Raw genomic sequence first — 25,201 nt, 5'->3', positions numbered from 1 at the left:
CAACAGCGGCCCCGATTTTTTAGTGCCGCGTAAATTCCGGGCTTGCGCCCGTTTCCGGTTAGTTGTCCACAACCAGCAGCGGGTTGGCCTGCTGGCAGACGGCGTCCCCCGCTGTCTGGTTGACGATGTCGTCGGGCAATGCCACGTTGGCGCCGTAGGTGGTGCCGGAGGTGAAGTCGGTGCCGAGGTAGGCCTGCACCCCTGATACGGCCGGCGCCGGCAGGATCTGCGCGGCGGGGATTCCCAGCTGGGCAGCGACGTCGGCAGCGACGTCCTCGAAGCCGGTCCCGTAGTAGACCACGGACTGGTCCGCCGCTATGGCCTCAAACTGTGCCGTCTGGGTGAACCCCCCGGAGACCAGCGCCTGCACGATCTCCTGGGAGCGGCCGGGAATGCCGGTGCCGTTGGCCACGGTGACAGGCTGCAGGGCCTTGTCATAGGGCGGCAGCGGGGGCGCCGTCTCCGTCGGAGCAGCTGTGGGGGTCTCGCTGGGCGCGGGCGTTGTGGGCGCTGTCGGGTCGGTAAGGTCGAGGTCCTTTTGCAGGGCGGAGAACAACTGGGAGCCGGCAGGTTCCGCGACCTGGAGCCTGTTCGGGTCCACAAGCGCCGGCGTGGTGGGAACTGCAACGAAGGCGACCTTGCTGATATCAATGTCCTTGAGCCGGTTGCCGATGGTCAGCAGCGTGGGAACGGAAGCCAGCCCCTCGTCCACGGTCAGGTTCTGGGTGACGACGTCGGCAATCTTCAGCATCTTGCCGGGATCGGACAGCGTCCCTTCATCTTTGATTTTGCGGGTGAGGGAGGACAGGAACCCCTGCTGGGCCTTGATGCGGCCCAGGTCGCCGCCGTCGGCGAATGCATGCCGGGTACGCAGGAACGCGAGGGCCATCTCGCCCTGCACCGCGGAGGTTCCCTTGGGCAGCCGCAGCCGGGAATCGGGGTCGTAAACGGCGTCGCTGATGCAGACGTCCACGCCTCCTACGGCGTTGGAAAGTTCTTTCACTGCGTTGAAGTCGGCCATCATAAAGTGGTCCACCTTCAAGCCGGTCAACTGGTTCACAGTGTCCACCGCGCAGCCGATGCCCGCCTCGCCCATGGCTTCATTAATCATCACACCGCTGCGGGCCGGATAGGTGGTGTTGGTCTTCTCATCCTTGCACTCCGGGATGTCGACCAGGAGGTCCCGCGGAAAGCTGATGACGCTCACCCGCTTGTTGTCCTCGGAAATGTCCATCAGCATCATGACGTCGGACTTGCCGTAGCCCTTCGAATCTTCTACGGCTCCGTACTCGCCGTTCGCGCCTTCGCGGGTGTCCGAACCGAGGATCAGGATCTGCATGCGACCGGCCGCGTCACTCACGGGAGCATCAGTACTTCCGCCGCCGGCATTCAACGGCGCTTTGGAGATGTTGCTTTGCAGCCGGATAAACCAGAATCCGGCGAACGCGAGGGCGCCGATCATCGCCAGCGACAGGACGCCGGTGACGATTTTCAACCACAACGGCATAGCCCGGTCGCGGCCCAGGTGGCGCGCGGCTCCAACGGTGCCGTCTTCCGCGTGCCTGGACCTCGGTCCCCCGGCTGACACGTCAGCTCCGTTTTCGCGCTTGTCGCGGCCTCGCCCCACGTAACGAACCTTCCTCTAGATTCTGAATCCGGTCCATTTTAGTGGTCCAGTCTGGGAAATTGCCGGGCGGCCCAGGCCGTCCCCGGTTCAAAGGCTCAGAAGCCCAGTTTGACCAGCTGTTTCGGGTCCCGCTGCCAGTCCTTGGCAACCTTCACATGGAGGTCCAGGTAGATGCGCGTTCCCAGGAGCGCCTCGATTCCCTTGCGGGCGTTGGTGCCCACTTCGCGCAGCCGGCTTCCGCCCTTGCCAATGATGATGGCTTTCTGCGACGGGCGCTCCACATAGAGGTTCACGCGGACGTCCAGCAGGGGGTTGTCCTCCGGGCGGTCCTCGCGGGGGACGATCTCCTCCACCACCACGGCCAGGGAGTGCGGCAATTCGTCCCGGACGCCTTCCAGCGCAGCTTCCCGGATGAGCTCGGCGACCATCACGGCTTCCGGCTCGTCGGTCAGCTCCCCGTCCGGGTACAGCGGGGGCGACGGCGGCATGTGGCTGATCAGTACGTCGGCTACGGTTCCCACCTGGAAACCGTCCGTGGCGGACACCGGAACAATGTCCTTCCAGCCCTCCTCCCCCAGCACTTCGCGGCCGAGCGCAGCGACGGCCAGGAGCTGTTCCGTGAGGGCCTGCCTGTCCACCAGGTCCGCCTTGGTGACGATCGCGATGATCGGCTTGCGGCCAACAGCAGCAAGCTGCGCCGCAATGAATTTGTCGCCGGGACCGATCTTTTCATTGGCAGGAAGGCAGAAGCCGATGGCGTCCACCTCGGCCAGGGTGTCCGCCACGAGGTCGTTCAGGCGCTTGCCGAGCAGCGTGCGGGGACGGTGCAGGCCTGGCGTGTCCACCAGGATCAGCTGTGCGTCCTCGCGGTGGACGATGCCGCGGATGGTGTGGCGGGTGGTCTGCGGCTTGGCGGAAGTGATGGCCACTTTCTTCCCCACCAGAGCGTTGGTCAGTGTCGATTTGCCGGCGTTGGGACGGCCCACCAGGACCGAAAACCCTGCGTGGAAACCGCCGAAATCCTCTTCGGCGGCGGCCTTATTTTTCTTGCTCACGTGGAACTCCCTGCTGGGTTGCTTCCGCCTCTTGGAAGAGGTCTTCAAGGTCAGTGTCTACTTTTGGTACGGGCGCCGCAATGATGTGGCTGACGCGGTTCCGGCGTCCTTCGAGCCTGTCGGCCCGCAGCGACACCCCGTCCACTTCCACATGGCTGCCGACGATGGGCACCCGGCCCAGTGCTTTGGCGAGCAGGCCGCCCACTGTGTCCACTTCGTCGTCGTCGAGCTCAATGTCAAAAAGCTCGCCGAGGTCGTCGATGCTCATCCGGGCGCTGACGCGGTAGGAGCCGTCCCCGAGCTCCACAGCCTCCGCGCTTTCGGTGTCGTACTCGTCCACGATCTCGCCCACGATTTCCTCAATCAGGTCCTCAAGGGTGACAAGTCCGGCGGTGCCGCCGTACTCATCGATCACGATGGCCACGTGCGTGGATTCTTTTTGCAGCTCCCGGAGCAGGTCGCTGACCGGCTTGGATTCGGGAACATAGCGGACTTCCCGGATCAGGGAATCCACCAGCGGCGGTTCCTCGTCGGCTCCCAGCTCGTGGAGGACTGCCGCCACGTCCTTGAGGTACACGATGCCCAGGATGTGGTCCGTGTCTTCGCCGATCACCGGCATCCTGGAATACCCCGAGCGGAGGAAGAGCGACATCGCCAGGCGGAGGCTGGAACCGGCCTCGATGCTGAGGATGTCTGTCCGGGGCACCATCACGGCACGGACCAGGGTGTCGCCGAAGTCGAAGACGGACTGGATCATTTCAGCCTCGGTGTCCTCGATCATGTCCGATTCGCTGGCACGGTCCACCAGTTCGCGGAATTCCTGCTCACTGAAGAACGCCTCATCACCGCTGGGCGCGCCGGGGGCCGCCGCACTTCCCAAAGCCACGAGCCAGCCGGGGATGGGTCCCAGGACCCACGTGAGGAAGCGGATCAACGGGGCGGTGAAGCGCACCACGGCAGCGGAGTGGAGCCTGCCGAGCTGGCGCGGCGACACGCCGACAATAACGAATCCCAGCAGTGCCATGATGCCTGTAGCGGCCAGGCCTGCGAGCCAGATGTTGTCCAGCAGGCTGTAGAGCAGCACTGCGACGGCAACCGCGGAGGCCATCTCGAACCAGATGCGCCAGAACCGCAGCGCCCGGATGTGGGCGACGGGATGGGCCAGGATCCGCCGCATGGCAGTGCCGCGGCTCTTCACGAGCGCTTCCTCGGCATCGTGCCGCGGGAGGAAATTGAAGGCGGCCTCGGCCGCGGTCAGTACTGCCGCGACGCCCAGGAAAGCCAGGGCCATCACGACAAGGAGCAAAGGCGTCACTGGGTGGTCTCGGCGGGCGCTTCTTTACCGGTGAAGCCGGACAGGAGCTCGCGCTGAAGCCCGAACATCTCGGCTTTCTCCTCGGGCTCGGCATGGTCGTAGCCGAGCAGGTGCAGGATGCCGTGCGTGGTCAGCAGCAGCATTTCATCCTGCAGCGAGTGGCCGGCGTTTGCTGCCTGGACCTTGGCCACCTGCGGGCATACGGCGATGTCCCCGAGCATGCCCTGGGGTGTGGGCCTGTCAGGAGTCCCGGGGGTCAGTTCGTCCATGGGCACCGAGAGGACGTCGGTGGCGCCGGGCTCGTCCATCAGCTCGATGTGCAGCTTCTCCATGGCCGGCTCGTCCACGAGGAGAATGGACAGTTCCGCCTGCGGATGGATGTACAGCTGCTCAAAGATGTACCTGGACAAGGCAACGAGTTCCGATTCGTCCACCTGGACGCCGGACTCGTTGTTCACCTCGATGCTCACGCGTGTTCCCCCCGTTTTTCCCGGCCTGCGGAATGCTTGACCCTGTTGCGCTGGGCGTCGTCCCAGATGCTGTAGGCATTGACGATGTCGCCCACCAGCCGGTGCCGGACAACATCTGCGGCGTCCAGGACGGAGAAGTTCACGTCCTCGATGCCCTGCAGGATTTCCTCCACGATCCGCAACCCGGAACGCGTGCCGAAAGGCAGGTCCACCTGGGTGATATCCCCGGTGACCACCATCTTGGACCCGAATCCCAGCCTGGTGAGGAACATCTTCATCTGCTCCGGCGTGGTGTTCTGGGCTTCATCGAGGATGATGAAGGCGTCGTTCAGGGTCCGGCCGCGCATGTAGGCAAGCGGCGCCACTTCGATGGTTCCTGCTGCCATAAGCCGCGGAATGGACTCCGGGTCCATCATGTCGTGCAGGGCGTCGTACAGCGGCCGGAGGTAGGGATCGATTTTGTCGCTCAGGGTGCCGGGCAGGAAGCCAAGCCGCTCCCCTGCCTCGACCGCGGGGCGGGTCAGGATGATGCGGCTGACCTCTTTTTGCTGCAGGGCCTGGACGGCCTTGGCCATGGCGAGGTAGGTCTTTCCGGTACCGGCCGGGCCGATCCCGAAGATCACGGTGTTGGCATCGATGGCGTCAACGTAGTTCTTCTGGTTCAGCGTCTTCGGACGGATCGTTTTGCCGCGGCTGGAGAGGATGTCATGGGTCAGCACGTCCACCGGGTTCTGCATGGACTGGGTGCGGAGCAGGGCCACGAGCTGCTGCAGCACTGCCGGGCTGATGACCGTGCCGCGTGCCACAAGGCCCCGGACCTCGTGGAGGAGCCGCATGATCCGCGGGACGTCCGTGGCCGGTCCGCTGATGGAAAGCTCGTTTCCGCGGACGTGGAAGTTCACATCGGGGAATTGTTCTTCAATGAACCGCAGCGCTTCATCATGGCTGCCGAGGGATTGAACCATCTGGTCGGAATTGTCGAAGAGGACTACTTCGGTGCGGACGCCAGGGAGTGTATGGGGAAATTCCCCCGCGGCGCCTTCGCCGGTGACAAGCCTGCGCTTTCCGTTAGCTGATTCAGTCATGGTGTTGGCCCGCGGGCCCGTGATCCCCTCGATCTCGAAAGAGTAGCTGTGGCTGATCCGCGGCGGGCTGTCCCCGTTGCGTCTCAGCGGTACCCTCCATCTTACGCCAGCGGGCAGAGCCGGCCCCATAGCAGCGCAGGATCCCGGGCGGGATACCTGACGCTGACAGCGAACGCAGGATCGGGCTTCCGTCAGTCCGGCGTCATTAGGTATCAACTTCATATCGGCCTCATATCGTTCCCGTTGCAGTTGCCGGGCTGGGCTCCTCCAACGGCTTTGGCCCGCCGGGGCTGTGCAATGCTGGAAATCCAGGGTGCCGATGAAGCACCAGGGCTGACCGGGGATCGGCCTATTCAACAGGAAAGGACAGGCAATCACCTTGCCGGAAACCGCAGGGCCCCGCCGGGCCGGAAGAGTCTTGAACGGTGCCCGTTCGATGCTTCTTGCCGGGCTTTTGGCTGCGGCCACTGTCCTCACCGGCTGCATTGCCGAACCGGACCCGGCCCCCACCGGCGCCCTTGCCACGAGTCCCGCGGCTCCGGGCAGCGTGTCCGGGGCCCCGTCCACCAGCGCGCCCCTGGAAACCACCCAGTCCTCCAACAAGGCACCGGTCTACTGGATCGGCCGGAGCAACAGCAACGTTTTCCTCTACCGCGAGTTCCGGGATGTTCCGGAGCAGGAAAATCCCGTGACCCGCGCCCTGCGCGCCATGATGTCGGATAAGCCGCTGGACCCGGACTTCTTCACGCCATGGCAGAACCCCAAGGAATTGGCGACGTCGATCTCGGGCAAGGACGTCATCACTGTTGACGTCTCGGAGGACGCCTTCAACAGCAACCTGGACGCCGATATGGCGGCCCGCGCCATCCAGCAACTGGTGTATACGGCCACCGCGGCTGCGGCCAGCTCCGGCCTGATCGACTCCGGGCAGCAGATCCGCGTACGCATCCTGGTGGACGGGCACACGGACTACATGGCGTTCAACCACGTACAGCTGGGGTCCCTCATGGCCCGAACGGCAGGACTCGTGGCCCCGGTATGGATCATCGATCCGCAGGAGAACGTTGAGGTTGCGGACGGAAGCGTCAAGATCACCGGCCGGAGCACTGCTGCGGGCGGCAAGCTCCGCTGGCAGATCCTGCGCGCCGAGGACAACGGAAACAAGGCGCCGTTCCTGACGGGCGAAACAACGGCGGCAGCGGACCCTGCCCAGTCCGGGGTCTTTACGCTGGCGCTGACCTTGCCCGCCGGTGACTACGAGCTGCGGGTGGCGCAAACCTCGAACCCCGGCGGCCAGCAGGACGGCACCGAAGACACCCGGGGATTCAAAGTCCGCTAGCCGGATAGCCTCAGGCTGCCGGGGCCGCCCAGCGCCCGAGGATGTCGCTGGCGAGGACGACGGCGGCCGGACCGGCAGTCGATGAGCGCAGCACATGGTGTCCCAAAAGGGCGGTGACGGCCCCCTGTCCGCAGAGTTTTGTGACCTCCCGCTGGCTGATGCCGCCCTCCGGGCCGACGATGAGAAGTATTTCCCGCGTCCCTTCCGGACCATCAGTTGGGAGCCACGACTCCAGGACCATCCGCAGCGGACGCACAGCGTCTTCGTGCAGGATCACGGCGAGGTCGGCGGCCTGGACAGCAGCGGCGAGACCGGCGGTGTCGACGGCGGCGCGCACCTCCGGGATCCAGGCGCGCCGGGCCTGTTTGGCGGCCGCGGTCACCACGGACTGCCACTTGGCGTGGGCCTTGGCCGCCCGGTCCCCCTTCCAGCGCACGATGGACCGTTCGGACTGCCACGGGATGACGGCGTCGATCCCCAGTTCGGTGGCGGTCTCGATGGCCAGTTCATCGCGGTCGCCCTTGGCCAGGGCCTGGACCAGCACCAGCCTGACACCAGGCCGGTCCTCAACGGCGATGGACGTGCATTCGACCTCGAGGCCGGCAGGGGAAGCGGCAAGGACTGTACCGCTCATCCGGGTGCCGGCGCCGTCAACGATGTCCACGGGCTCGCCCGGGGCCAGCCGCTTGACGGTCACCGCGTGCCGGGCCTCCGGTCCCTCAAGGACAAAGCGCCCTTCCGGTGCCATCCGGTCCAGGGACCCGGACGCCGTGAAAAAGACGGGGTTGCTCACCGCTACAGGTTACCGAGCCGGTCCCGGAGCTTGGCGAACATGCCGCCGCCGGCGGCCAGCTTGCCCTCCGTAATCTGCTCCCCGCGGAGCTTGGCGAGCTGGCGCAGCAGGTCTTCCTGTGCCGCGTCCAGCTTGGCCGGCGTGTCCACCTGCAGGTGGACTTTCAGGTCGCCGCGGCCGTACCCGCGCAGGTGGGTGACACCCAGCCCGCGCAGGGTGATGATCTCGCCGGACTGCGTTCCTGCTTTAACGTCGATGTCCTGGGGACCATCGAAGGTTTCCAGGGTGACGTCGGTTCCCAGCGCGGCTGCCGTCATGGGAATGTGCAAGGTGGCGTGCAGGTCGTCGCCTTCCCGGACGTACGTGGCGTCGTTGTTGACCCGGATTTCAACGTACAGGTCACCTGCGGGGCCGCCGGCAGGACCGGCCTCGCCCTGGCCGGAGAGCTGGATTCTGGTGCCTGTGGCGACGCCGGCGGGAACCTTGATGGTCAGCGAACGGCGGCTGCGGATGCGGCCCTGCCCGTTGCACTCGTTGCAGGGATCCTTGATGACAGTTCCAAAACCTTCGCAGGTACCGCACGGCGCAGCCGTCATCACCTGGCCCAGGATGGACCGGACCGCGCGCTGGACCTGACCGCTGCCGCCGCAGATATCGCAGCGCTCTGGATGCGTGCCGGGCCGGCAGCACGAGCCATCGCAGGTGGGGCAGACCACTGCCGTGTCCACTTCAAGTTTCTTGTTAACGCCGAACACGGCGTCGCGCAATTCGATCCGGACGCTGATGAGCGCGTCCTGGCCGCGCCGGACACGCGAGGCGGGGCCAGTGGAACCACCGGCGCCGAAGAACGTGTCGAAGATGTCCTGGAAGGCGAAGCCCTGGCCTGCGTACGCCCCGCCGCCGAAGCCGTTGTCCGTGCCGTTCTCGTTGCCGGTGGTGTCATACACCCGGCGCTTCTGCGGATCGGAGAGAACCTCATAGGCGTGGGTCACGGCCTTGAAGCGGTCTGCAACATCCTCACCGGGATTCACATCCGGGTGGAGTGTACGGGCCAGCTTGCGGTAGGCCTTCTTGATCTCTTCCCCGGTAGCATCCGGTGAGACTCCAAGGACTTCGTAGTGGCTGCTCAAAGTTCGTATCTCTTCCTTGTTGTTTTGCCTGCAGTTGTACTGCGGGCGCTACTCTTCGTGCCTGGACGCCGGACGGTGCGGGTCAGGGTCCCAAAATCCGTGACAAGTACCGGGCGACGGCCCTGACCGCGGCCATCGTGGTGGGGTAGTCCATCCTGGTGGGGCCCAGGATGCCGATCTTCGCGGCGCTGTCCGGCCCGTACCCTGTGGCCACCACCGAGGCCTCCGCCAGTCCGTCGTACGGGTTCTCCCGGCCGATGCTGACGGCCACGCCGCGGTGGTCCTGTGCCATCTCGCTCAGGAGCCGCAGCATCACCACCTGTTCCTCGAGCGCCTCCAGCACAGGACCGATGCTGAGCGGAAAATCCACGTTGGAACGGGCAAGGTTGGCCGTGCCGGCCATCACCATGCGGTCCTCGCGGCTGCTGTGGGCCAGGGCTTCCAGTCCGTGCGCCAGCGCCTGCGCCGCCTGCCGCTGCGCGGGAGCGACGCCGGACACTACTCCGGGCAGGGACTGCGTGAGCTGGCTCAATGCCGTCCCGCCAAGGGATGCCAGGAAATGCGTGCGCAGCGTGCCCAGGGCGTCATCGCCCATGTCCTGCCCGACGTCGATGACCCGCTGCTCCACTTTGCCGCTGTTGGCGATGAGCACTACCAGCACCTTCCGCGGCGCAAGGAGGACGAATTCAATATGGCGGACCAGTGCGCGGTTGAGGTGCGGATACTGGACCACTGCCACCTGGTTGGTCAGCTGGGACAGCAGCCGGACCGTGCGCTCCAGGACGTCGTCGAGATCATCGGCACCCTCCAGGAGGGACTGGATGGCACGCCGCTCTGCCTGGGACAGCGGTTTGACCGCGGAAATCTGGTCCACGAAGAGGCGGTAGCCCTTGTCCGTGGGGATGCGGCCTGCACTGGTGTGCGGGGCCGTGATCAGCCCTTCGTCCTCAAGCGCGGCCATGTCATTGCGAATGGTGGCGCTGGAGACACCAAGCTGGTGCCGTTCCACCAGGGCCTTGGACCCGACGGGCTCGCGGGAGTGGACGTAGTCCTCCACGATGGCCCGCAGTACTTCAAGCTTGCGCGGCTCGCTCACACTCCACCTCCATCCAGGGATCAGGGCAGCCGTTCCGCCCGCACCGTACCTCACAGGGGTTAGCACTCGACATGCCTAAGTGCTAACAGTCTAATATGACTCGCCCCGTTGTTAGCATTGGTACCGCTCCGGGCGAAATTCCGGGCCCGGATCCAGCACGAAGCGGAGTTAATCCATGCAATACCAGAACTGGGGAGCCCAGGACCTGACCGCGCCCGCACGGACGCAACTGGCTGAAGTGCCGGTGGAGCGGGGAATGGTGCTGGAGGAGGTCCAGTCCGGCTGGGTCGGCGCGGTCACCCGCGTGGAAAAATCGGGCGGCATGCACGTAGTGGCGCTGGAGGACCGCCGGGGCAAGTCCCGGTCCTTCCGGCTGGGCTTCGGTTTCCTCCTGGAAGGCCAGCCGATCCGGCTCATGCCGCCGGCACCCAAGCCGGCCGGCGGCGCGGCCGCCGGGCGGACAGCGTCCGGTTCGGTGCGGGTTGCCGGGCAGCGCGCGCAGGTGGCCAAGGCGAGCCGCATCTGGGTGGAGGGGAAGCACGACGCCGAACTGGTCGAGAAAGTCTGGGGAGACGACCTCCGCGTGGAGGGCATCGTCGTCGAGCCCCTGCACGGCATTGATGACCTGGCGGCGGCCGTTGCCGACTTCCGGCCCGGCCCCGGACGGCGCCTGGGCGTGCTGGTGGACCACCTGGTGCCCGACTCCAAGGAGTCGCGCATTGCCGATGCCGTAATGGCGTCCCCCGGGGCTGCGGGCAATGTCCTGATTGTCGGCCACCCCTACGTCGACGTGTGGCAGGCGATCCGTCCGGCAGTCCTCGGTATTGAGAAGTGGCCTGAGGTGCCCCGCGGGCAGGACTGGAAGACAGGTATCCTCAGGGCATTCGGCTGGCCGTACTCCACCAAGGAGGACATCGGGCTGGGATGGCAGAAACTGCTGGGCGCCGTGCGCACCTACGCGGACCTGGAAGCGTCACTGCTGGGCCGGGTGGAGGAAGTGATCGATTTCCTTACGGTCCCTTAGGGCAGGCGCGGACGCCTGCACCAAGTATTCTTGGTACTGCGGTATCTGCTGATGGCGGCGCCGCAGCAGATATTGGCATTCTTAGTCGGCACCATTGCACTTTCGAAGGAACAGACTGTGGCAGAAAACGCACGCGATCACAGGGACAGCCAGGGCGGCCAGGGCCGTTCGGAGTACCATGGCGTCCCGGCGAATGCGCTGCCCCTGACAGCCAGCGAGGACAGGCAGTGGGCTACGCTCTCGCACTTCGGCGGGATCCTGGGCTGCGTCCCTGCGCTCCTGATCTACTTGATCTTCCGTGACCGCGGCCCTTTCACCGCCCAGGAGTCCAAGGAGGCGCTGAACTTCAGCCTGCCTCCCACTATCGCCGCTGTGGTGGCCAATATCCTGGTGTTCGTACCTGTGGTGGGCAACATCTTTGCCGTGGTCGCCACACTGATCTGGATCGCGCTGACGTGCTTCTCGGTGGCGGCCGGCATCCGGGTGAACCGCGGCCAACCGCACCGGTACCAGTACAACCTCCGCTGGATCAAGTAGTCCCCGCCGGCACCCTGGCGGCGTGGGCCCACCCGGCTGCATGCGCAGCATCGAGTTAACCTTCGATGGCTCCCTGGATGCCCTGATCCGGTCCGATTGGGCCAGGCTCGCCGACGCCGGCCTGCCCAGCCTCGCCTCGCATACAGCCCCAAGCAACCGCCCCCACATCACGCTGGCCGCGGGCAACAGCCTGGTGCTGGATGCCGGGGCGCAGGATGTGTGGGGCGGGGCTGCCCGTCGAGGCCCGGTTCTCCGGCGTCGTGGTCTTCCCATCTCAACAGGGCAAGTATGTGCTGGCACGGCTGGTGGTGCTGTCCAAGACCCTGCTGGAACTTCATGCCGGCCTTCACCGGTTCGGCACCGGGGCGTTCGCCAACACCATGCCTGGCTCCTGGACCCCGCATGTCACGCTCGCACGCCGGATTCCCGGCCACCTGCTCGGGGCTGCCATGGACTGCGTGGACGTGCGGGCGGAAGGGCAATGCATCGAAGCCAGGCTCTGGGACAGCGCCACCAGGACGGTGACACCCCTAGGCCATCCGCTACCCGCAACCTGACGAGGTTCCGCCGCCGTGGTGGCTCCTGCGCAAAGCCGGCAGGGCGGATCAGTCCGGCAGGACCCGGCGAACCACCGCATCGGCCAGCAGCCTGCCTTTGAGGGTCAGGACGAGCCGCCCGCGGAAGGCTGCCGCCGGCTCCACCAGACCGTCCGCGATCAGGCCTGCCACCTCGTGCCTGCCGGCTGCACCGAGCGCGGATACCGCCAGCCCGGAGTGCAGCCGCGCCTCGAGCATCACGCGCTCCACGTTCCGTGTTTCCGCGTCCAGGGTTTCCCGGCCGGCAGCAGGTGAGAGGCCCTGAGCCAGGCGGCCGGCGTAGGCGGTGGGGTGTTTGACGTTCCACCAGCGGACGCCGCCCACATGCGAGTGCGCACCGGGACCGATTCCCCACCAGTCATCGCCGCGCCAGTAGGCCAGGTTGTGCCGGCAGGCCTGTTCCGGTGTGCGGGCCCAGTTGCTGACCTCGTACCAGCCCAGGCCGGCTTCGGTGATCAGCTGGTCGGCCAGCTCATACTTGTCGGCGTGGTCGTCGTCGTCAATGCCGGGAACTTCGCCGCGGCGGATCTGGGCCGCCAGCTTGGTCCCGTCCTCAACGATCAGCGCGTAGGCGCTGATGTGGTCGGGCTCGTAGGACAACGCGGTTTCCAGGGAGCGGCGCCAATCGGCGAGCGACTCCCCCGGCGTTCCGTAAATCAGGTCCAGGCTGACCGTCAGCCCTGCTTCCCGCGCCCATTGCACCACCTGCGGGACCCGGCTCGGGGTATGCGTACGGTCCAGGACCTTAAGGACGTGCGGGACGGCGGACTGCATGCCGAAGGAGATCCTGGTGAACCCTGCTTCCTTTAGGACCGCGAGGGATTCCGGGGTGACCGAGTCCGGGTTGGCCTCGGTGGTGACCTCGGCGCCGTCCTCGATTCCCCACTCGTCAATTGCACGGCGGAGGATCAGGGCGAGGTCGGCTGCCGGCAGCAGCGTTGGCGTGCCGCCGCCAAAAAACACCGTGCTCAGCTTCCGTGCAGGAAGGCCCGACGCCGGAAGGACCTTCGCCGCCAAGGTCACCTCCGCGGCGGCAGTCTGGGCGTACGCGTCCTGGGACGCTCCGCCGCCCAGTTCGGTGGCGGTGTAGGTGTTGAAGTCGCAATAGCCGCAGCGCACGGCACAGAACGGTATGTGGACATACAGCCCGAACGCGCGGTCCGCCGCACCGTCCACCGCCTGCGCAGGCAGCAGGCCGTCCGACGGCGCCGGGTCGCCGAGGGGAAGTGCACTAGGCATTGCAGGGGCCTCCGGTGTTGCCGGACGCGGTGTTCACTACTTTTTGGCCTTGTCCTTGGACTCGTCGGTGGTGAGGGCGGCGATGAAGGCTTCCTGCGGGACCTCGACGCGGCCCACCATCTTCATGCGCTTCTTGCCTTCCTTCTGCTTCTCCAGCAGCTTGCGCTTGCGGGAGATGTCGCCGCCATAGCATTTGGCCAGCACGTCCTTACGGATGGCGCGGATGCTTTCGCGGGCGATGATCCTGGAACCGATGGCCGCCTGGATGGGCACCTCGAACTGCTGGCGCGGGATGAGCTCGCGCAGCTTGGTGGTCATCATAACGCCGTAGGAGTACGCCTTGTCGCGGTGGGTGATGGCGGAGAAAGCATCCACCTGCTCGCCCTGGAGCATGATGTCCACCTTCACGAGGTCGGCCACCTGGTCGCCGTCGGCCTTCCAGTCCAGCGAGCCGTAACCGCGGGTCTTGGACTTCAGGATGTCGAAGAAGTCGAACACAATCTCGGCCAGCGGCAGGCGGTAGCGGATTTCCACCCGGTCCTCGGACAGGTAGTCCATGCCGCCCATCACACCGCGGCGGCTCTGGCACAGCTCCATGATGGCGCCGACGAATTCGTTTGGAGCCAGGATGGTGGCGGCCACCATCGGCTCGCGGACTTCGGAGATTTTGCCGGACGGGTACTCGCTGGGGTTGGTCACATGGACCACCTTTTTGTCTTCCAGCGTTACTTCGTATTCCACGTTGGGTGCGGTGGAAATGAGGTCCAGGTTGTATTCGCGTTCGAGCCGTTCGCGGGTGATTTCAAGGTGGAGCAGTCCGAGGAAGCCCACGCGGAACCCAAAGCCCAGTGCAGCGGACGTTTCCGGCTCGTAGACCAGGGCGGCGTCATTGAGCATCAGCTTCTCAAGTGCGTCGCGAAGCACCGGATAGTCGGTGCCGTCCAAGGGATACAGTCCGGAGAAGACCATCGGCTTGGCATCGGCGTAGCCGGGCAGCGAGTCGGCTGCCGGCTTGGCCAGGTTGGTGACGGTATCACCAACCTTGGACAGGCGGACATCCTTAACACCGGTGATCAGGTAACCCACTTCGCCGACACCCAGGCCCTTGGAGGGGGTGGGCTCCGGGGAGCTGACCCCGATCTCCAGGAGCTCGTGGGTGGCCCGGGTGGACATCATCTGGATACGTTCGCGCGGGTGGAGCATGCCGTCCACGACGCGGACGTAGGTGACCACGCCGCGGTAGGTGTCATACACGGAATCGAAGATCATGGCGCGGGCAGGAGCGTTTGCATCGCCTTCGGGAGCCGGCAGGTCGCGGACGATCTTGTCCAGCAGCGCCTCAACGCCCATGCCGGTCTTCCCCGATACGCGGAGTACGTCCTCGGGGTCACCGCCGATCAGGCTGGCCAGTTCGGCCGCGTACTTCTCGGGCTGGGCCGCCGGCAGGTCGATCTTGTTCAGGACCGGAATGATGGTGAGGTTGTTTTCCATCGCCAAGTACAGGTTGGCCAGCGTCTGGGCTTCAATGCCCTGGGCCGCGTCCACCAGGAGGATTGCACCTTCGCAGGCCGCCAGGGAGCGGGACACCTCGTACGTGAAGTCGACGTGGCCGGGAGTGTCGATCATATTCAGTGCGTAGCTGGTGCCGTCGAGCTCCCAGGGCATGCGGACAGCCTGGGACTTGATGGTGATGCCGCGCTCCCGTTCAATGTCCATGCGGTCCAGGTACTGGGCCTTCATGTCGCGGGTTTGAACGACGCCGGTGTACTGCAGCATGCGGTCGGCCAGGGTGGACTTGCCGTGGTCAATGTGCGCGATGATGCAGAAGTTCCGAATAATGGCCGGATCTGTCGCGGCGGGCACCGGGGCGGTGCGGGCCATGGGAGACACGCAGGGTCCTTACTGTTGGCATTCACGCGGTTCCGCGGGGCGCAACGAAGGCCCCGGCGGTCAGCCGCACATCTTGGAACCTCCAGTGTCCCACGTCCGGGCCGCTGCCACCGCATTTCCCGGTCTGTTGACGTTCGCCCGACGCAGAGTACGCCGGGGATAGGGTTGCGGGATGGCAATTAATCTCGGATCCCTGGCGAACGCCGTCAAAGCCGGCCTGCGTGCCTTGGCGAAGGCGGGTGCCGGCACGGCGCCGGATGGCCGTTCTGTCCCGGGCCGCTCCGGCCCCGCACGGAATCAGGGCGGACAGCGCCCGGTTGGCCAATCTCAGGACGCTCAACAGCGGGGACACCAGTACCCGGGGGACTTTCGCGGCCGCATTGATCTGCGCTATGCGCCGCAACCGGATGGTGAACCTGATCCGGGAGAAGTGGTGTGGGCGTGGGTCCCGTACGAGGAGGACCACACCCGGGGCAAGGACCGGCCCGTGCTCGTGGTGGGCAGAAGCGGCGGCTACCTGCTGGGACTGATGCTGACCAGCAAAGACCGGGTGCCGGCGTCGGCAGTGTCCGCAGACTACGTCAACCTGGGCGCTGGCGCCTGGGATCGGGAGGGCCGGCCCAGCGAGGCGCGCCTGGACCGCATCCTGCAGTTGCGGCCGGACAGTGTCCGCCGGGAAGGCGCAGTGCTGGACCGCAAGCGCTTTGAACAGGCGGCGGAAGGGCTCCGCCGGCGACACGGCTGGGACTAGCCCGGCAAAATGGCCAGTCCCGCGCCTGACCTGCTATTCTTTATAGCTGTGTGTCCGTGCAGGTCGACGGCCACTGATGGTTGGCCGCCATAGGTATCCCCACGCCGCTCAGTCAATGGCCAATCTGAAAGCCCTCTAGACCATTTCCGCATTAAAAAGAGAGTTCACACGTGGCGAATATCAAGTCCCAGAAGAAGCGCATCCTCACCAACGAGAAGGCACGCCTGCGCAACAACGCAGTCAAGTCCGAGCTGAAGACGGCCATCCGCGCCGTCAACACCGCCGTTGAGTCCTCGGACAAGGATGCAGCTGCTACGGCCCTGGTTGCTGCCAGCCGCAAGCTGGACAAGGCTGTTAGCAAGGGTGTTCTGCACAAGAACAACGCAGCAAACCGTAAGTCGTCGATCTCCAAGAAGGTCAACGCACTGTAAGGTTTCCAGTTCGCATGAACTGATGGTTGTGGCCGGTACCGTTTGGTACCGGCCACACATCTTTAAGCACGCGACCAGTGGCCCCCCCGATCATCCCGCGGTGAGGACGCAGAATTCGTTGCCTTCGGGGTCGGCGAGGCACACCCACGGCACATTGCCCTGGCCCACGTCCGCGTCGGTGGCGCCCAGGCTCTTCAGCCGGTCCACCTCCGCCGACTGATCGTCGCCGTGGTACGGCAACAGGTCGAGATGGACACGGCCCCATTCGATCGTCCGGTCCGGCTCGCGGTGGAACTCGAGGTACGGCCCTACCCCCTGGCTTGAGCGGAGCCGTGCAGAATCGTCGTTGACCTCGTGGACGTTCCAGTCCGTTGCCCCGCCCCAGAACTGTGCCATCGCCCGCGGATCAGCGCAGCTGACCACCACCGCGGCGATCGGACCGGCGTCCCGGTAAATTGACCGGGGCTCCAGCACACGGAAGAGGTTCCCTTCGGGGTCAGCGAGGACTGTCCACGGCGCACCATCCCGGCCTGGGTCAGTGTCGGCCTGCCCCTTCCGGGCCTCGTGATCCCGGTCAGCATCGGCCAGGGCCGCACCTAGCCGCATCAGATGTGCCACCAGTTCGGTCCGATGTGCCGCCGACGTGGTGTTCAGGTCGAGGTGCGCCCGGTACTTGACGGTCTGCGGGTCCGGAACGGTCACCACATCGACGCAGACGGCCGTGGGGTCCGGCCAGTTGAAGTCCAGCGGTTCCACATTGGTCACACCGGGACCTTCGCTGGACACGGCCCAACCGAGCGCGTCTGCCCAAAAACGGCCGAGGGCCGCGTCATTGCCGGACTTGAAATTCACTTGAACGAGTCGAAGCGCCATACCGCCGACCCTATATCGAAGTGCTGCGGGGTTACCTGCCCTGCACTGACATCGCGATGATCCGCACCGCGTGCTCCACCGCATAAACCGGGTCCCGGGCCAGTCCTTTGACCTGTGCGTCCGCCTCGGCAGTGGCCTGGATGGAACGCACCAGCCCTTCCGGGGTCCACCGGCGGACGTCGCGCTGCGCCTGTTCCACCAGCCAGGGCTGCATTCCGAGCTCGGCGGCAATCTGGGCAGATGAGCCGGAAGCGCCGGCGACGCGCGCCACAGTCCGGAGCTTGGCCGCCAGCGCGGCGACCAGCGGTACGGGATCTGCCCCGGTGGCCAGAGCGTGGCGCAGGGTGGACAGTGCCAGCGGGCCGTTACCTGCCATGGCAGCATCTGCGACCTTGAAGGCCGTGGCCTCGATCCGGCCGCCGTAGTAGCGGTCCACGATGTCAGTGGTGACCGTGGTGCCGGCATCGGCGATGAGCTGGCTGCAGGCAGCCGCCAGCTCCGAAAGATTTGCCCCGACGGCGTTGACCAGGGACTGCACCGCGTCGGGCTCGATCCGCCGTCCCCCGGCCTTGAACTCGCCCACCACGAAAGCCACCTTGTCGGCGTCCTTTTTCAGGGGCTGGCAGTCCACGACGGGCCAGCCGGCTTTTTTGACCGCGTCGAGCAGTTTCTTGCCCCGGGCTCCGCCGCCGTGGCGCAGCACCAGGACGGCATCCGGCTCAGGGTGGCCAAGGTAGGCCAGCGCGTCCGCCAGGAAAGCGTCATTCATCGCTTCAACTGCTTCAACCTCGATGAGTTTGCTTTCGCCAAAGAGGGAGGGGCTGACCTGCATCAGCAAGGTCCCGGCCTCGTAGGACGAGGCATTGATGCGGCTGACCTCCACATCAGGGGAAGCCGCCCGCACCTGGGCGCGGACACGGTCCATGGCCCTGATGCCCAAGTACTCTTCGGGCCCGCTCACCAGGACGACCCCGGCGGGGGTTACGTCCCGCCAGGTGGGGCCGTTCGACGCCGGCGTACGGGTTGCACGCTTTTGCGCAGCAGCCATCGGGGCTTCCTTCCGGAAAGTTTGGTGGAGTATCCCAGCCTGCCATGTCCCGCGGTCCGGTCCAAGCGGGCATGGTGCGACGGGCGCAACTCCCATGGGTGCACAGGCACCGGCTTCGGTTTAAGGTGCCGCAGTGTCCGGGCAGCGGTTTCCTCCAGCAGCTCAATCAAGGCCACGGTGTACCGGTGGGCAGCGATGACTTTGCGCAGGAGCCGGTGCGGGCGGGCCGCTGCCCAGACAGCGCCAAACGTCAGCACGGACAGGAACAGCATAGTCAGGAACCCGGGCACCCCTTCCGGCCAGGGCAGGGCGGCGCCCGGAAGCTGCGCCGCCCATCTGGCCGTCGCTGCAACTCCGGCGCTGAAGGTGCCTGCCACCGCGATCAGGACCGTTCCTGCCCACGGGACGAGAACCACCAGTGGAACGGCAGCGGTTCCCAGCAGTGTCACGGGCGCCACGAGGGGTGCAGCCAGGACGTTGGCCAGCAGGGAATACGTCGAAAACTGCGGTTGAAGCACCACGGTCACCGGCCCGCACAGCAGTTGCGCGGAGAGAGGGACAGCGACAGCGGCAGCTGCCCACCGCGGAACCGACGCCGGTGTCCAGTCCATGAGGCGCCGGCCAAGGATAATAATCCCCAGCGTGGCCAGAACGGACAGCAGGAACCCGAAACTTGATCCCAGCCCCGGGTCCGCCAGCAGCAGGCCGATCACGGCAAAACACAGGAAGCTCAGCCCCCGTCCCGTCCTGCCACCGGCCAGTGAAGCCACCGCAACGGCCCCCATCAGGCCTGCCCGCAGGACGCTCGCATCCGGACCCACCAGCAGGACAAACAGGCCAAGGCCCGCCACGGCGAGTGCCGCCGCAGGCACCCGGGGCAAACGGAACCGGCGGCAGGCAAGCAGCAGGGCACCGAGCACCAGACTGCAGTTGGCCCCAGTGAATGTTAAAACAGGAGGTGTGTCAGTTTGGATCGCTGATTCCCCTGTTAAGGCGAGGTTCTCAGCATTCAATGGGCCTTGGCACGGCGATCAAGTCGACCGTGCCGAGCTTGACCGGAGGACGATAGCGCCCTTGCGGGAGACCATTTGAGAGAAGCCTGATTGACGAACGTTTAAGAACGAGGTGGGTCGGCATGGGCCCAGGTCGCACCGTGCTCCTTCACCAACCAGCAGCCGACTGACGTAGGAGCATTCAGGCGCATGGATGGTCCTTACGTGGAACGCGGGCTTGAGCTCGGTCACGACTACCCGCGTCCAGTGGAAGCCGCCGTCTACAGGTGCGCCGCCGCTTGTCTCGTGACAAATATTGCCTCCCGGGAATCGGAGTAGACAAGATCGAATGGGCAATGCGGTACGGCGTCATCGCGACCGGGTGGAGTTCGTTGCCCGTGGCCGAGCAAGGCCGCCGGGCCGGCACGAGCGAGCGCACTCCCTCCTGGCTCGGTGATCGGCAACGTGTCGCACCACCGGAGGCTGAACAGCGCAAGAGAAAATTGTTGCATGACTGAAGGACAGTGGTTGCTGGAGTTCTCTTGGAACAACAGGGAGTTGCTGGCGGCTGTCAACAAGTGGGGCGGGGTAGCCATGGCCTTTATCGGAGCCTGCATCGTCACCCCGGCGGCCGTCAGACACAAACTTGAGCCCATTGGGGGGCGCAAGCGCTGCCGTCCGTACTGGAAGGACGAAGCACCGCATTTGGATGGTCTGGAAAGGGTCCGACGGGGCGTCCATGCCGGACTCAGCGCCAAGGCCTGGCCCTATAGCAGCGGCAGACCGATGCGTCCCCCAACCGTGCATTCATGATCTACGGCCACTATCAGCGCAGGATTTGAGTATCGCAGCTACTCCACAAGATCGCCGTCCAATTGCTGACCGTTATCAGGCCTTGCCGCCAGGCGCTCAGCCAAGAAGGACCGGAGGCCCCGGAGCGCGGTCTCGTTGCGGGAGTCTCCGGTGAGTGTTGAGTGCTGACGCTCGTTTGGTTCGCTCAACGGGAACGTCTGCATTTTGTCTAACCCAAGCAGCCTCTCGGCCGCTCTGAGCTTGGCTGCCGGCGAAATCCAGTCGCGCCGGAAACGATAACCCTGCACACGCAGATCAGTACGACTTTGCAACTTGTTTCGATTCTCTTGAGAGAGGCCGAGGGCGCAAGGCCAAATTGGAATGCTCGGCTGGGCTACAACCGCAGCTGCGACACGCGGGTCGACGGCAAGCGCGAGGGCGAAATTGCCGGAGAAGCACATGCCGATCACGCCGTACGGTTCATCGCGCCGACGTGCCACGTGCTCGTCAGCGAAGTCTCGCAGCCATCCGACCGCTGCACTTACCCCGTTCCGGGCCAGTGCTTGCACTTCACGTCGCACGCATATCTGCTTTAGCGCTTCGACAGGCTTACGAGCGCCGTCGCGCCCGAAGATCGAGGGAACGACGACCCGAAAGTCCTGAGCCAGTGTGTTGGCCAGCTGCACGAGATCCGTCGTGATTCCGGGGAACTCATGCATGAGCATCACGCTCGGCAGCGCAAGCCCGGGCCTGCTTCGGTCGATCACATAGAACGCGTGGGAGTGGTCGCGGTGCGGAAAAGTGCCCCGCTGCCAGCCATCCGGGCACCAGTCCGCCGCGTCTCCCGCCTCAGTCATGCTGCACCCACAAGGTCCATGTTGATTCTTCAATGAGCGAGCGAGAGATCTCCTCGTAGCGAGCGGCGAGATCGCCGAGTCCAAAGTGGCGTGCGGCCAGCGCCCCGAGAGCGACTCCCCAGCCGAACAGGGGGACTGCTCCGTCGTCGAGGAGTCTTGCCAATCTTGCGCGAACGTTCGTCGATTTGGAGCCGGCGCGCCGATCTAGGGCAGCCATTAAAATGGTCACGTCCGGCATCGTCTCGTCGATCCTGAGCAGATTTTCAAGCACGATCCGCGCGTAGTTGTCCATATGCTGGGCGAAACAGGCATATCCGCCGGCTAGGCCGAGCAGCGGGTCGAACCACTTGTCATTCGTCAGGTTGACGGCCTCGTCAGGGGTAATGTCCTCGAGTAGCCCCGACGAAACGAGCCGGTCCCAGTGCGGTGAGTCGACGATCGACAAGGGTTCGGCGCGCGGATGTTTGCCAGCCTGGACTGCCACCGCGCCATTTCGGTTGAGCGGAAACATGAGCGATCCAGAGCGACGTGGCAGCGAGCCTAGCGATGTCCACCCGTTCATTGCAGAAGATGGGGCCAGCCAGAGGTTACTCCTCCACGTGCTGGACTCGGCCAGCGCGAAGGCCACGGTCGATTCGTCAGGGCCTCTATGTTCCGGAATAGTTGGTGTGCGTAGTGTCACTACTGAGTAGGCTGGTCCGGCGTCTGACTGTCGTGTGCTCTTCAGGAGTAAAACACGGAGCGGAGGCACGCCGACGCTTTTTGGCAGTTCGACATCGACGGACTGGTTCGGGTGGACGACGATACTCTTAATCCATGTCCCCCAAGGAAGCGTCATGCGGACCATGACGGGCCCAGGATCTACGGTTACAACGGGGTCGCGCCTGAGGTCCGCTAACGACCGCGAGGCGTCGTCGCCGATGTAAATGACGGGACGATGCTGCAGGAGTCCGCCAAGACTGAGCGCTTTTGCCTTGGACAGCACTAGCGACACCGTTGAGGTCATTTGTTGGGTGTCCACTCCACGCACGCGCGCGCCAATCCCAGGCGAAAGGACCTGACTCAATTTCGATGCTATAGAAAGCGTGACTTCGCGTAATTTGCCCTCATCACGGTCAACCGAGTACAACACGGGACCCGTTTCGTGCTCCTCAAGGTCGATTCGGCCGCCGTTACGGTCAATGATTTCCCTGACGTGGTCGTATTCCGCAGAGGACATTGCACCTACCACGCCTCCGTCGACAGCAACGGTGTTGATCTCCGTCCTCGGGACACGCTCACCCCCGGTTAGGTAGCCCACGGCCGGGTCCGGTTCAACCCCCGCGCCACCCGATGGGCCCTCGGACAGTCTCTCCACAATAAAGCGGACTTCGCGGTCCTGATCCGTGTCAATATCCTGCTGTGCAGGCTGCCGCCAGTTGGCACCAGCGATCATCGAACACCGCACCTGCATCCGAAGGCCGGGCGGGAGGACGCTGTGGAACACGTTCGGCACCGAGACGTCCGGTGGCGAAGGCACCCGACGCTGCCAATAAAAGTCGTCAAAGGACAGCGTCACCCGGCTGATTTCTGGTAGCGCCTCTCTAGGTTCGATGTTAATAGAGATTGAGGCGGTGGCCGTCGGAGCGAATTCCGCCACTGACACCGATTTCCGTGCTGCGCCCCCGCTGAGCATTTGCATTCCGGGAGTTTGTCGCCGGCCGAAAGCGGACGACGCTTTGGCGCTCACATTGGGAGAGACGATGTCGTTCACCGCCGTCTGCAAATCCAGAGCGGTCGCACCCGTCGAATCGTCAATAATGAGGCAACGCTGATCGCGGCGGCCTGGGTCGAGTGTGGCTAATAACTCTCGACTGAACAATCCACGGCCGTCATCCTCTATGGAACGCTGGTTGACCGCAGCACCGTAGCAGAACCACTGATCGACGTCGGCTCTTTCAGGTTTCGGTTTGACCGAGCTCTGCTTGCCGGCTTCGAAAGTCGAGCGTTGCGCCGCACTATACGGCGCGTTGAGGCAACCATCCATGATGATGAATTGCTTGGAGAAGGGAAGGCCTCGGAGCAGGCGAGCGTACCAGTCGATGCCGAGGTTCTTCATGACATTCTTGTTAGCCTCCTGCGTCAGGAACACCCGCTCCCCAGCAGGTTCCCACAATCCGTGACCCGACAAGAAAACAAAAAGCCTCGAACCACTGTTGTCCATCAGCTTCTCGAAAGACGTCCAGATCTCCGGTTCGCGGCAGCCCAGGTAGGCTAATCCCAACGAATCAATCTCCGATTTGGCCGCGTTAGAGGGTGCAACGTGGAGGAGTATCTTCTCGTCCGGCACGCCAAGTGACTTCAGCCAGGTCACAGCTGAGCCGGCATCTCGGGCAGCGCCAGCGAGGTCAGGCACGTCCTTGCTGTCGTAGGTGTCAATTCCGACCACTAATGCCCATGTGCTCGCCGCATCGATCATCATGATTGCACGACTTTTTGCATCACCGCGTGATTCTTGATCAGCTCGTACGTAGTGTCAGTCACCCAGTACGCGCTGTGGGACATCGGGAAGGGCACGCCGGCCGAAACTGACTTGTCGAGAATTTGCGGGTGATCCGCCCATACCTGCGCTGCGCAGAATGACAATAGATCCTCCCGGTTATACAGGTTCAGCCATGGGAGGAACGGCGTACCGCGCGGCGGTATGGGGCGCAACGAGCGCAACGAGCCCATAAGGTACAGCAGCGAAGGCTGCGAACCGACGGTGACCAACAGGTCTATTTTCAGCCGATCCTTTTTGGGCTCACTAGGTGTCCCCATTACGGCCGGGTCGGACAGCAGGTCGACCGCCGCAATACCCCCAAGGCTGTGTGCCAGCACGATATTAGGGCCAGCATCAGCAGGATCACCAGTCTCAGTGTGCCGACGGATCTCAGTAGCAAGAAACCGCCGTACTTCCTCACCGCGGGCGAGGTAGAAGGCTATATCACGGACAAAGTCGCTGAGCGGTCCCATGAAATCCGTGCGCTTCGCGACTGCGATTTTGGTAGCGATTGGCCCCAGAACCCTGCCCAGGACGTCGCCGGCGAAGCCTTTGGTTTGTGCGCTGATCAGTTCGGCTACCGCACTGACGAGTTCTTGCCGAACGTGACCATCTATGGCCGCTCGTGGCAACTCCCGCGGCTGATTCAAGGTCGGCAGCCGTAGGGCGAGGCACTGAGCGACGAGCGCCCGGGCCGTGGCGAGGACGAGTTCGGCGTTATCAGGATCGTTCGCCCGATCCGCTGCGTCTGTTAGCTCTTGGCGGTTGCGCACGATGTTAGCCGCGGCCTTTATCTCCTCTGCCGTCAGCCCAGCACGGTCCAGAATTGGGGACGGTAGAACCATCCCATCTAGCCGTCGCTGAACCTCGACAGATGCGGGGTCGGTATTGATCCCCAGCACTTCATCGACTTGCCCTATCGCCACGCCAAGTAATCGCAACTCGGCGAACGGATCGGCCAGTAACAGGTCCCAAAGGGCAGCTTCCTGCTCTGTTTCACTCAAATCTTCACCCACGCCACGGGTCGCATACTCGGGCGGCAGCGCCGGACGTATGTCCAGGTCCTCTGGGCCGACTGCTTGGCCCCATTCAAGCGCTACGACCTGCTCTGGTGACCATCCGAGGATCTTGTGCGCGCGTTCGGTGATCTGATGCATGGCCTCAGTCACGTCGCGTGCGCCTGTACCGTGAATGTAGAACATTTTTGCTGGCACGGCGCTTCCCTTCGACGAACTTCCTCACATGACTAATAGCCAAGTCAACGCCCGCACCGTTACGGCAGCGTTACTCGCTCGAAGGTTCAGGTAATTGAAGGGCAAGGCTGCGAAGTGGCGCGAAAGGCGTGCGTCGAAAGATTCGGCGCGGTCAGAACCGCAGCGGCATCCCATTGGCTCATTCAGACTTCGCGTCGGAAGATCTTTCCGGCGTTGTTGACGACCCAGGGCAGTCCCTGATTGTCGACAGCGATTCTTTCGGCCCCTCCATCGATGCCCTGCCATCCGTTCCCGGTCCAGTAATGGATTCCATGGCCCCCCGGCGTAGGATCTGTACCAATAACCCAAGCAGTGCCGTTAGCACCAACTCCGATGTCCCTGGCCGAACCCGGAAGACCAATCCAAAGGTTTCCTTCGCGTCGGAAGATCTTTCCGGCGTTGTTGACGACCCAGGGCAGTCCCTGATTGTCGACAGCGATTCTTTCGGCCCCTCCATCGATGCCCTGCCATCCGTTCCCGGTCCAGT

General features: G+C 64.4%; 24 protein-coding genes. 7 read left to right on the top strand and 17 right to left on the bottom strand.

All coding sequences use genetic code 11. The annotated features are described in order from the left end of the window. Nucleotides 1–58 precede the first annotated feature (58 nt). From ARTSIC4J27_RS10780 to ARTSIC4J27_RS10760, 5 genes are all read right to left on the bottom strand, one after another. The gene (locus tag ARTSIC4J27_RS10780) at nucleotides 59–1,507 is read right to left on the bottom strand and encodes an LCP family protein (protein ID WP_200900805.1); all 1,449 of its coding nucleotides are present in this window, start codon (nucleotides 1,505–1,507) and stop codon (nucleotides 59–61) included. A 215-nt stretch (nucleotides 1,508–1,722) separates the two neighbouring features. Beyond that, on the bottom strand, nucleotides 1,723–2,682 hold the full coding sequence (era, locus tag ARTSIC4J27_RS10775; RefSeq protein ID WP_050055207.1) for a GTPase Era: 960 nt from the start codon (nucleotides 2,680–2,682) through the stop codon (nucleotides 1,723–1,725). Next, entirely contained in the window at nucleotides 2,666–3,997 is a 1,332-nt protein-coding gene (locus ARTSIC4J27_RS10770) for a hemolysin family protein (RefSeq protein WP_050055206.1), read from the bottom strand. Before ARTSIC4J27_RS10770 ends, era begins: the two co-directional genes overlap by 17 nt. Then, nucleotides 3,994–4,467, bottom strand: a complete 474-nt coding sequence (gene ybeY, locus ARTSIC4J27_RS10765; protein ID WP_050055205.1) for an rRNA maturation RNase YbeY — start codon at nucleotides 4,465–4,467, stop codon at nucleotides 3,994–3,996. Before ybeY ends, ARTSIC4J27_RS10770 begins: the two co-directional genes overlap by 4 nt. Beyond that, nucleotides 4,464–5,552: a PhoH family protein gene (locus tag ARTSIC4J27_RS10760; protein WP_050055204.1), complete on the bottom strand. Its 1,089-nt coding sequence runs from the start codon at nucleotides 5,550–5,552 to the stop codon at nucleotides 4,464–4,466. The genes ybeY and ARTSIC4J27_RS10760 overlap by 4 nt, the downstream gene beginning before the upstream one ends. Before the next feature lie 436 nt (nucleotides 5,553–5,988). Here ARTSIC4J27_RS10760 and ARTSIC4J27_RS10755 point away from each other — a divergent pair, with 436 nt between their 5' ends. Further along, nucleotides 5,989–6,891 (top strand): GerMN domain-containing protein, encoded by a 903-nt coding sequence (locus ARTSIC4J27_RS10755; protein ID WP_050055203.1) that lies wholly within the window; start codon nucleotides 5,989–5,991, stop codon nucleotides 6,889–6,891. A gap of 10 nt (nucleotides 6,892–6,901) precedes the next feature. Here ARTSIC4J27_RS10755 and ARTSIC4J27_RS10750 read toward each other — a convergent pair whose 3' ends face one another. From ARTSIC4J27_RS10750 to hrcA, 3 genes are all read right to left on the bottom strand, one after another. Next, complete coding sequence (locus ARTSIC4J27_RS10750; RefSeq protein WP_050055202.1) at nucleotides 6,902–7,684, bottom strand: 16S rRNA (uracil(1498)-N(3))-methyltransferase; 783 nt, start codon at nucleotides 7,682–7,684, stop codon at nucleotides 6,902–6,904. Nucleotides 7,685–7,686: 2 nt separating this feature from the next. Next, nucleotides 7,687–8,814, bottom strand: coding sequence for a molecular chaperone DnaJ (dnaJ, locus tag ARTSIC4J27_RS10745; RefSeq protein WP_050055201.1), 1,128 nt, complete (start codon nucleotides 8,812–8,814; stop codon nucleotides 7,687–7,689). An 82-nt stretch (nucleotides 8,815–8,896) separates the two neighbouring features. Next, nucleotides 8,897–9,910 carry a heat-inducible transcriptional repressor HrcA gene (hrcA, locus tag ARTSIC4J27_RS10740; RefSeq protein WP_050055200.1) on the bottom strand — a complete coding sequence of 338 codons (1,014 nt, stop codon included), beginning with the start codon at nucleotides 9,908–9,910 and terminating at the stop codon, nucleotides 8,897–8,899. Nucleotides 9,911–10,085: 175 nt separating this feature from the next. Here hrcA and ARTSIC4J27_RS10735 point away from each other — a divergent pair, with 175 nt between their 5' ends. The 3 genes from ARTSIC4J27_RS10735 to ARTSIC4J27_RS10725 all read left to right on the top strand — a co-directional run bounded on the left by ARTSIC4J27_RS10735 (nucleotide 10,086) and on the right by ARTSIC4J27_RS10725 (nucleotide 12,028). Next, nucleotides 10,086–10,934: a DUF3097 family protein gene (locus tag ARTSIC4J27_RS10735; RefSeq protein WP_050055199.1), complete on the top strand. Its 849-nt coding sequence runs from the start codon at nucleotides 10,086–10,088 to the stop codon at nucleotides 10,932–10,934. Nucleotides 10,935–11,051: 117 nt separating this feature from the next. Continuing rightward, nucleotides 11,052–11,471 carry a DUF4870 domain-containing protein gene (locus ARTSIC4J27_RS10730; protein ID WP_050055198.1) on the top strand — a complete coding sequence of 140 codons (420 nt, stop codon included), beginning with the start codon at nucleotides 11,052–11,054 and terminating at the stop codon, nucleotides 11,469–11,471. 200 nt (nucleotides 11,472–11,671) lie between these two features. Beyond that, nucleotides 11,672–12,028, top strand: coding sequence for a 2'-5' RNA ligase family protein (locus ARTSIC4J27_RS10725; protein ID WP_235436641.1), 357 nt, complete (start codon nucleotides 11,672–11,674; stop codon nucleotides 12,026–12,028). Between the two features lie 48 nt (nucleotides 12,029–12,076). On the opposite strand, the gene hemW is transcribed toward ARTSIC4J27_RS10725, so the two are convergent. Continuing rightward, nucleotides 12,077–13,306, bottom strand: a complete 1,230-nt coding sequence (gene hemW / locus ARTSIC4J27_RS10720) for a radical SAM family heme chaperone HemW (RefSeq protein WP_050055197.1) — start codon at nucleotides 13,304–13,306, stop codon at nucleotides 12,077–12,079. A gap of 36 nt (nucleotides 13,307–13,342) precedes the next feature. Further along, entirely contained in the window at nucleotides 13,343–15,196 is a 1,854-nt protein-coding gene (gene lepA, locus ARTSIC4J27_RS10715) for a translation elongation factor 4 (protein WP_200900804.1), read from the bottom strand. Nucleotides 15,197–15,368: 172 nt separating this feature from the next. Here lepA and ARTSIC4J27_RS10710 point away from each other — a divergent pair, with 172 nt between their 5' ends. Then, nucleotides 15,369–15,947 (top strand): type II toxin-antitoxin system PemK/MazF family toxin, encoded by a 579-nt coding sequence (locus tag ARTSIC4J27_RS10710; RefSeq protein WP_050055195.1) that lies wholly within the window; start codon nucleotides 15,369–15,371, stop codon nucleotides 15,945–15,947. A gap of 170 nt (nucleotides 15,948–16,117) precedes the next feature. After that, nucleotides 16,118–16,378, top strand: a complete 261-nt coding sequence (rpsT, locus tag ARTSIC4J27_RS10705; protein WP_050055194.1) for a 30S ribosomal protein S20 — start codon at nucleotides 16,118–16,120, stop codon at nucleotides 16,376–16,378. Nucleotides 16,379–16,468: 90 nt separating this feature from the next. Here the strand turns inward: rpsT and ARTSIC4J27_RS10700 are convergent, their stop codons facing one another. From ARTSIC4J27_RS10700 to ARTSIC4J27_RS10690, 3 genes are read right to left on the bottom strand one after another with little or no spacing between them, the layout of a single operon-like run. Next, a complete protein-coding gene (locus tag ARTSIC4J27_RS10700) occupies nucleotides 16,469–17,251 on the bottom strand; it encodes a VOC family protein (protein WP_050055193.1) in 783 nt (260 codons plus the stop codon). 31 nt (nucleotides 17,252–17,282) lie between these two features. Beyond that, nucleotides 17,283–18,299: a DNA polymerase III subunit delta gene (gene holA, locus ARTSIC4J27_RS10695; protein WP_050055192.1), complete on the bottom strand. Its 1,017-nt coding sequence runs from the start codon at nucleotides 18,297–18,299 to the stop codon at nucleotides 17,283–17,285. Continuing rightward, nucleotides 18,233–19,219: a ComEC/Rec2 family competence protein gene (locus ARTSIC4J27_RS10690; protein WP_050055191.1), complete on the bottom strand. Its 987-nt coding sequence runs from the start codon at nucleotides 19,217–19,219 to the stop codon at nucleotides 18,233–18,235. Before ARTSIC4J27_RS10690 ends, holA begins: the two co-directional genes overlap by 67 nt. Nucleotides 19,220–19,801: 582 nt before the next feature. On the opposite strand from ARTSIC4J27_RS10690, the gene ARTSIC4J27_RS22515 reads away from it, so the two are divergent. Further along, nucleotides 19,802–20,104 (top strand): hypothetical protein, encoded by a 303-nt coding sequence (locus ARTSIC4J27_RS22515; RefSeq protein WP_152683853.1) that lies wholly within the window; start codon nucleotides 19,802–19,804, stop codon nucleotides 20,102–20,104. Nucleotides 20,105–20,142: 38 nt separating this feature from the next. On the opposite strand, the gene ARTSIC4J27_RS10685 is transcribed toward ARTSIC4J27_RS22515, so the two are convergent. The 4 genes from ARTSIC4J27_RS10685 to ARTSIC4J27_RS23215 all read right to left on the bottom strand — a co-directional run. After that, entirely contained in the window at nucleotides 20,143–20,940 is a 798-nt protein-coding gene (locus tag ARTSIC4J27_RS10685; protein WP_050055190.1) for a dienelactone hydrolase family protein, read from the bottom strand. After that, nucleotides 20,933–23,401, bottom strand: a complete 2,469-nt coding sequence (locus tag ARTSIC4J27_RS10680; RefSeq protein WP_050055189.1) for a caspase family protein — start codon at nucleotides 23,399–23,401, stop codon at nucleotides 20,933–20,935. The genes ARTSIC4J27_RS10685 and ARTSIC4J27_RS10680 overlap by 8 nt, the downstream gene beginning before the upstream one ends. Then, entirely contained in the window at nucleotides 23,398–24,675 is a 1,278-nt protein-coding gene (locus ARTSIC4J27_RS10675; RefSeq protein ID WP_152683852.1) for a hypothetical protein, read from the bottom strand. The genes ARTSIC4J27_RS10680 and ARTSIC4J27_RS10675 overlap by 4 nt, the downstream gene beginning before the upstream one ends. 182 nt (nucleotides 24,676–24,857) lie before the next feature. Continuing rightward, nucleotides 24,858–25,201 (bottom strand): tectonin domain-containing protein (locus ARTSIC4J27_RS23215; RefSeq protein WP_235436639.1); only part of this gene is annotated, 344 nt, incomplete at its 5' end.

The organism is Pseudarthrobacter siccitolerans (assembly GCF_001046895.1).
Lineage (GTDB): Bacteria > Actinomycetota > Actinomycetes > Actinomycetales > Micrococcaceae > Arthrobacter > Arthrobacter siccitolerans.
The sequence above is the reverse complement of the archived record's forward strand: the minus strand, read 5'-3'. Positions and strand labels throughout refer to the sequence as shown.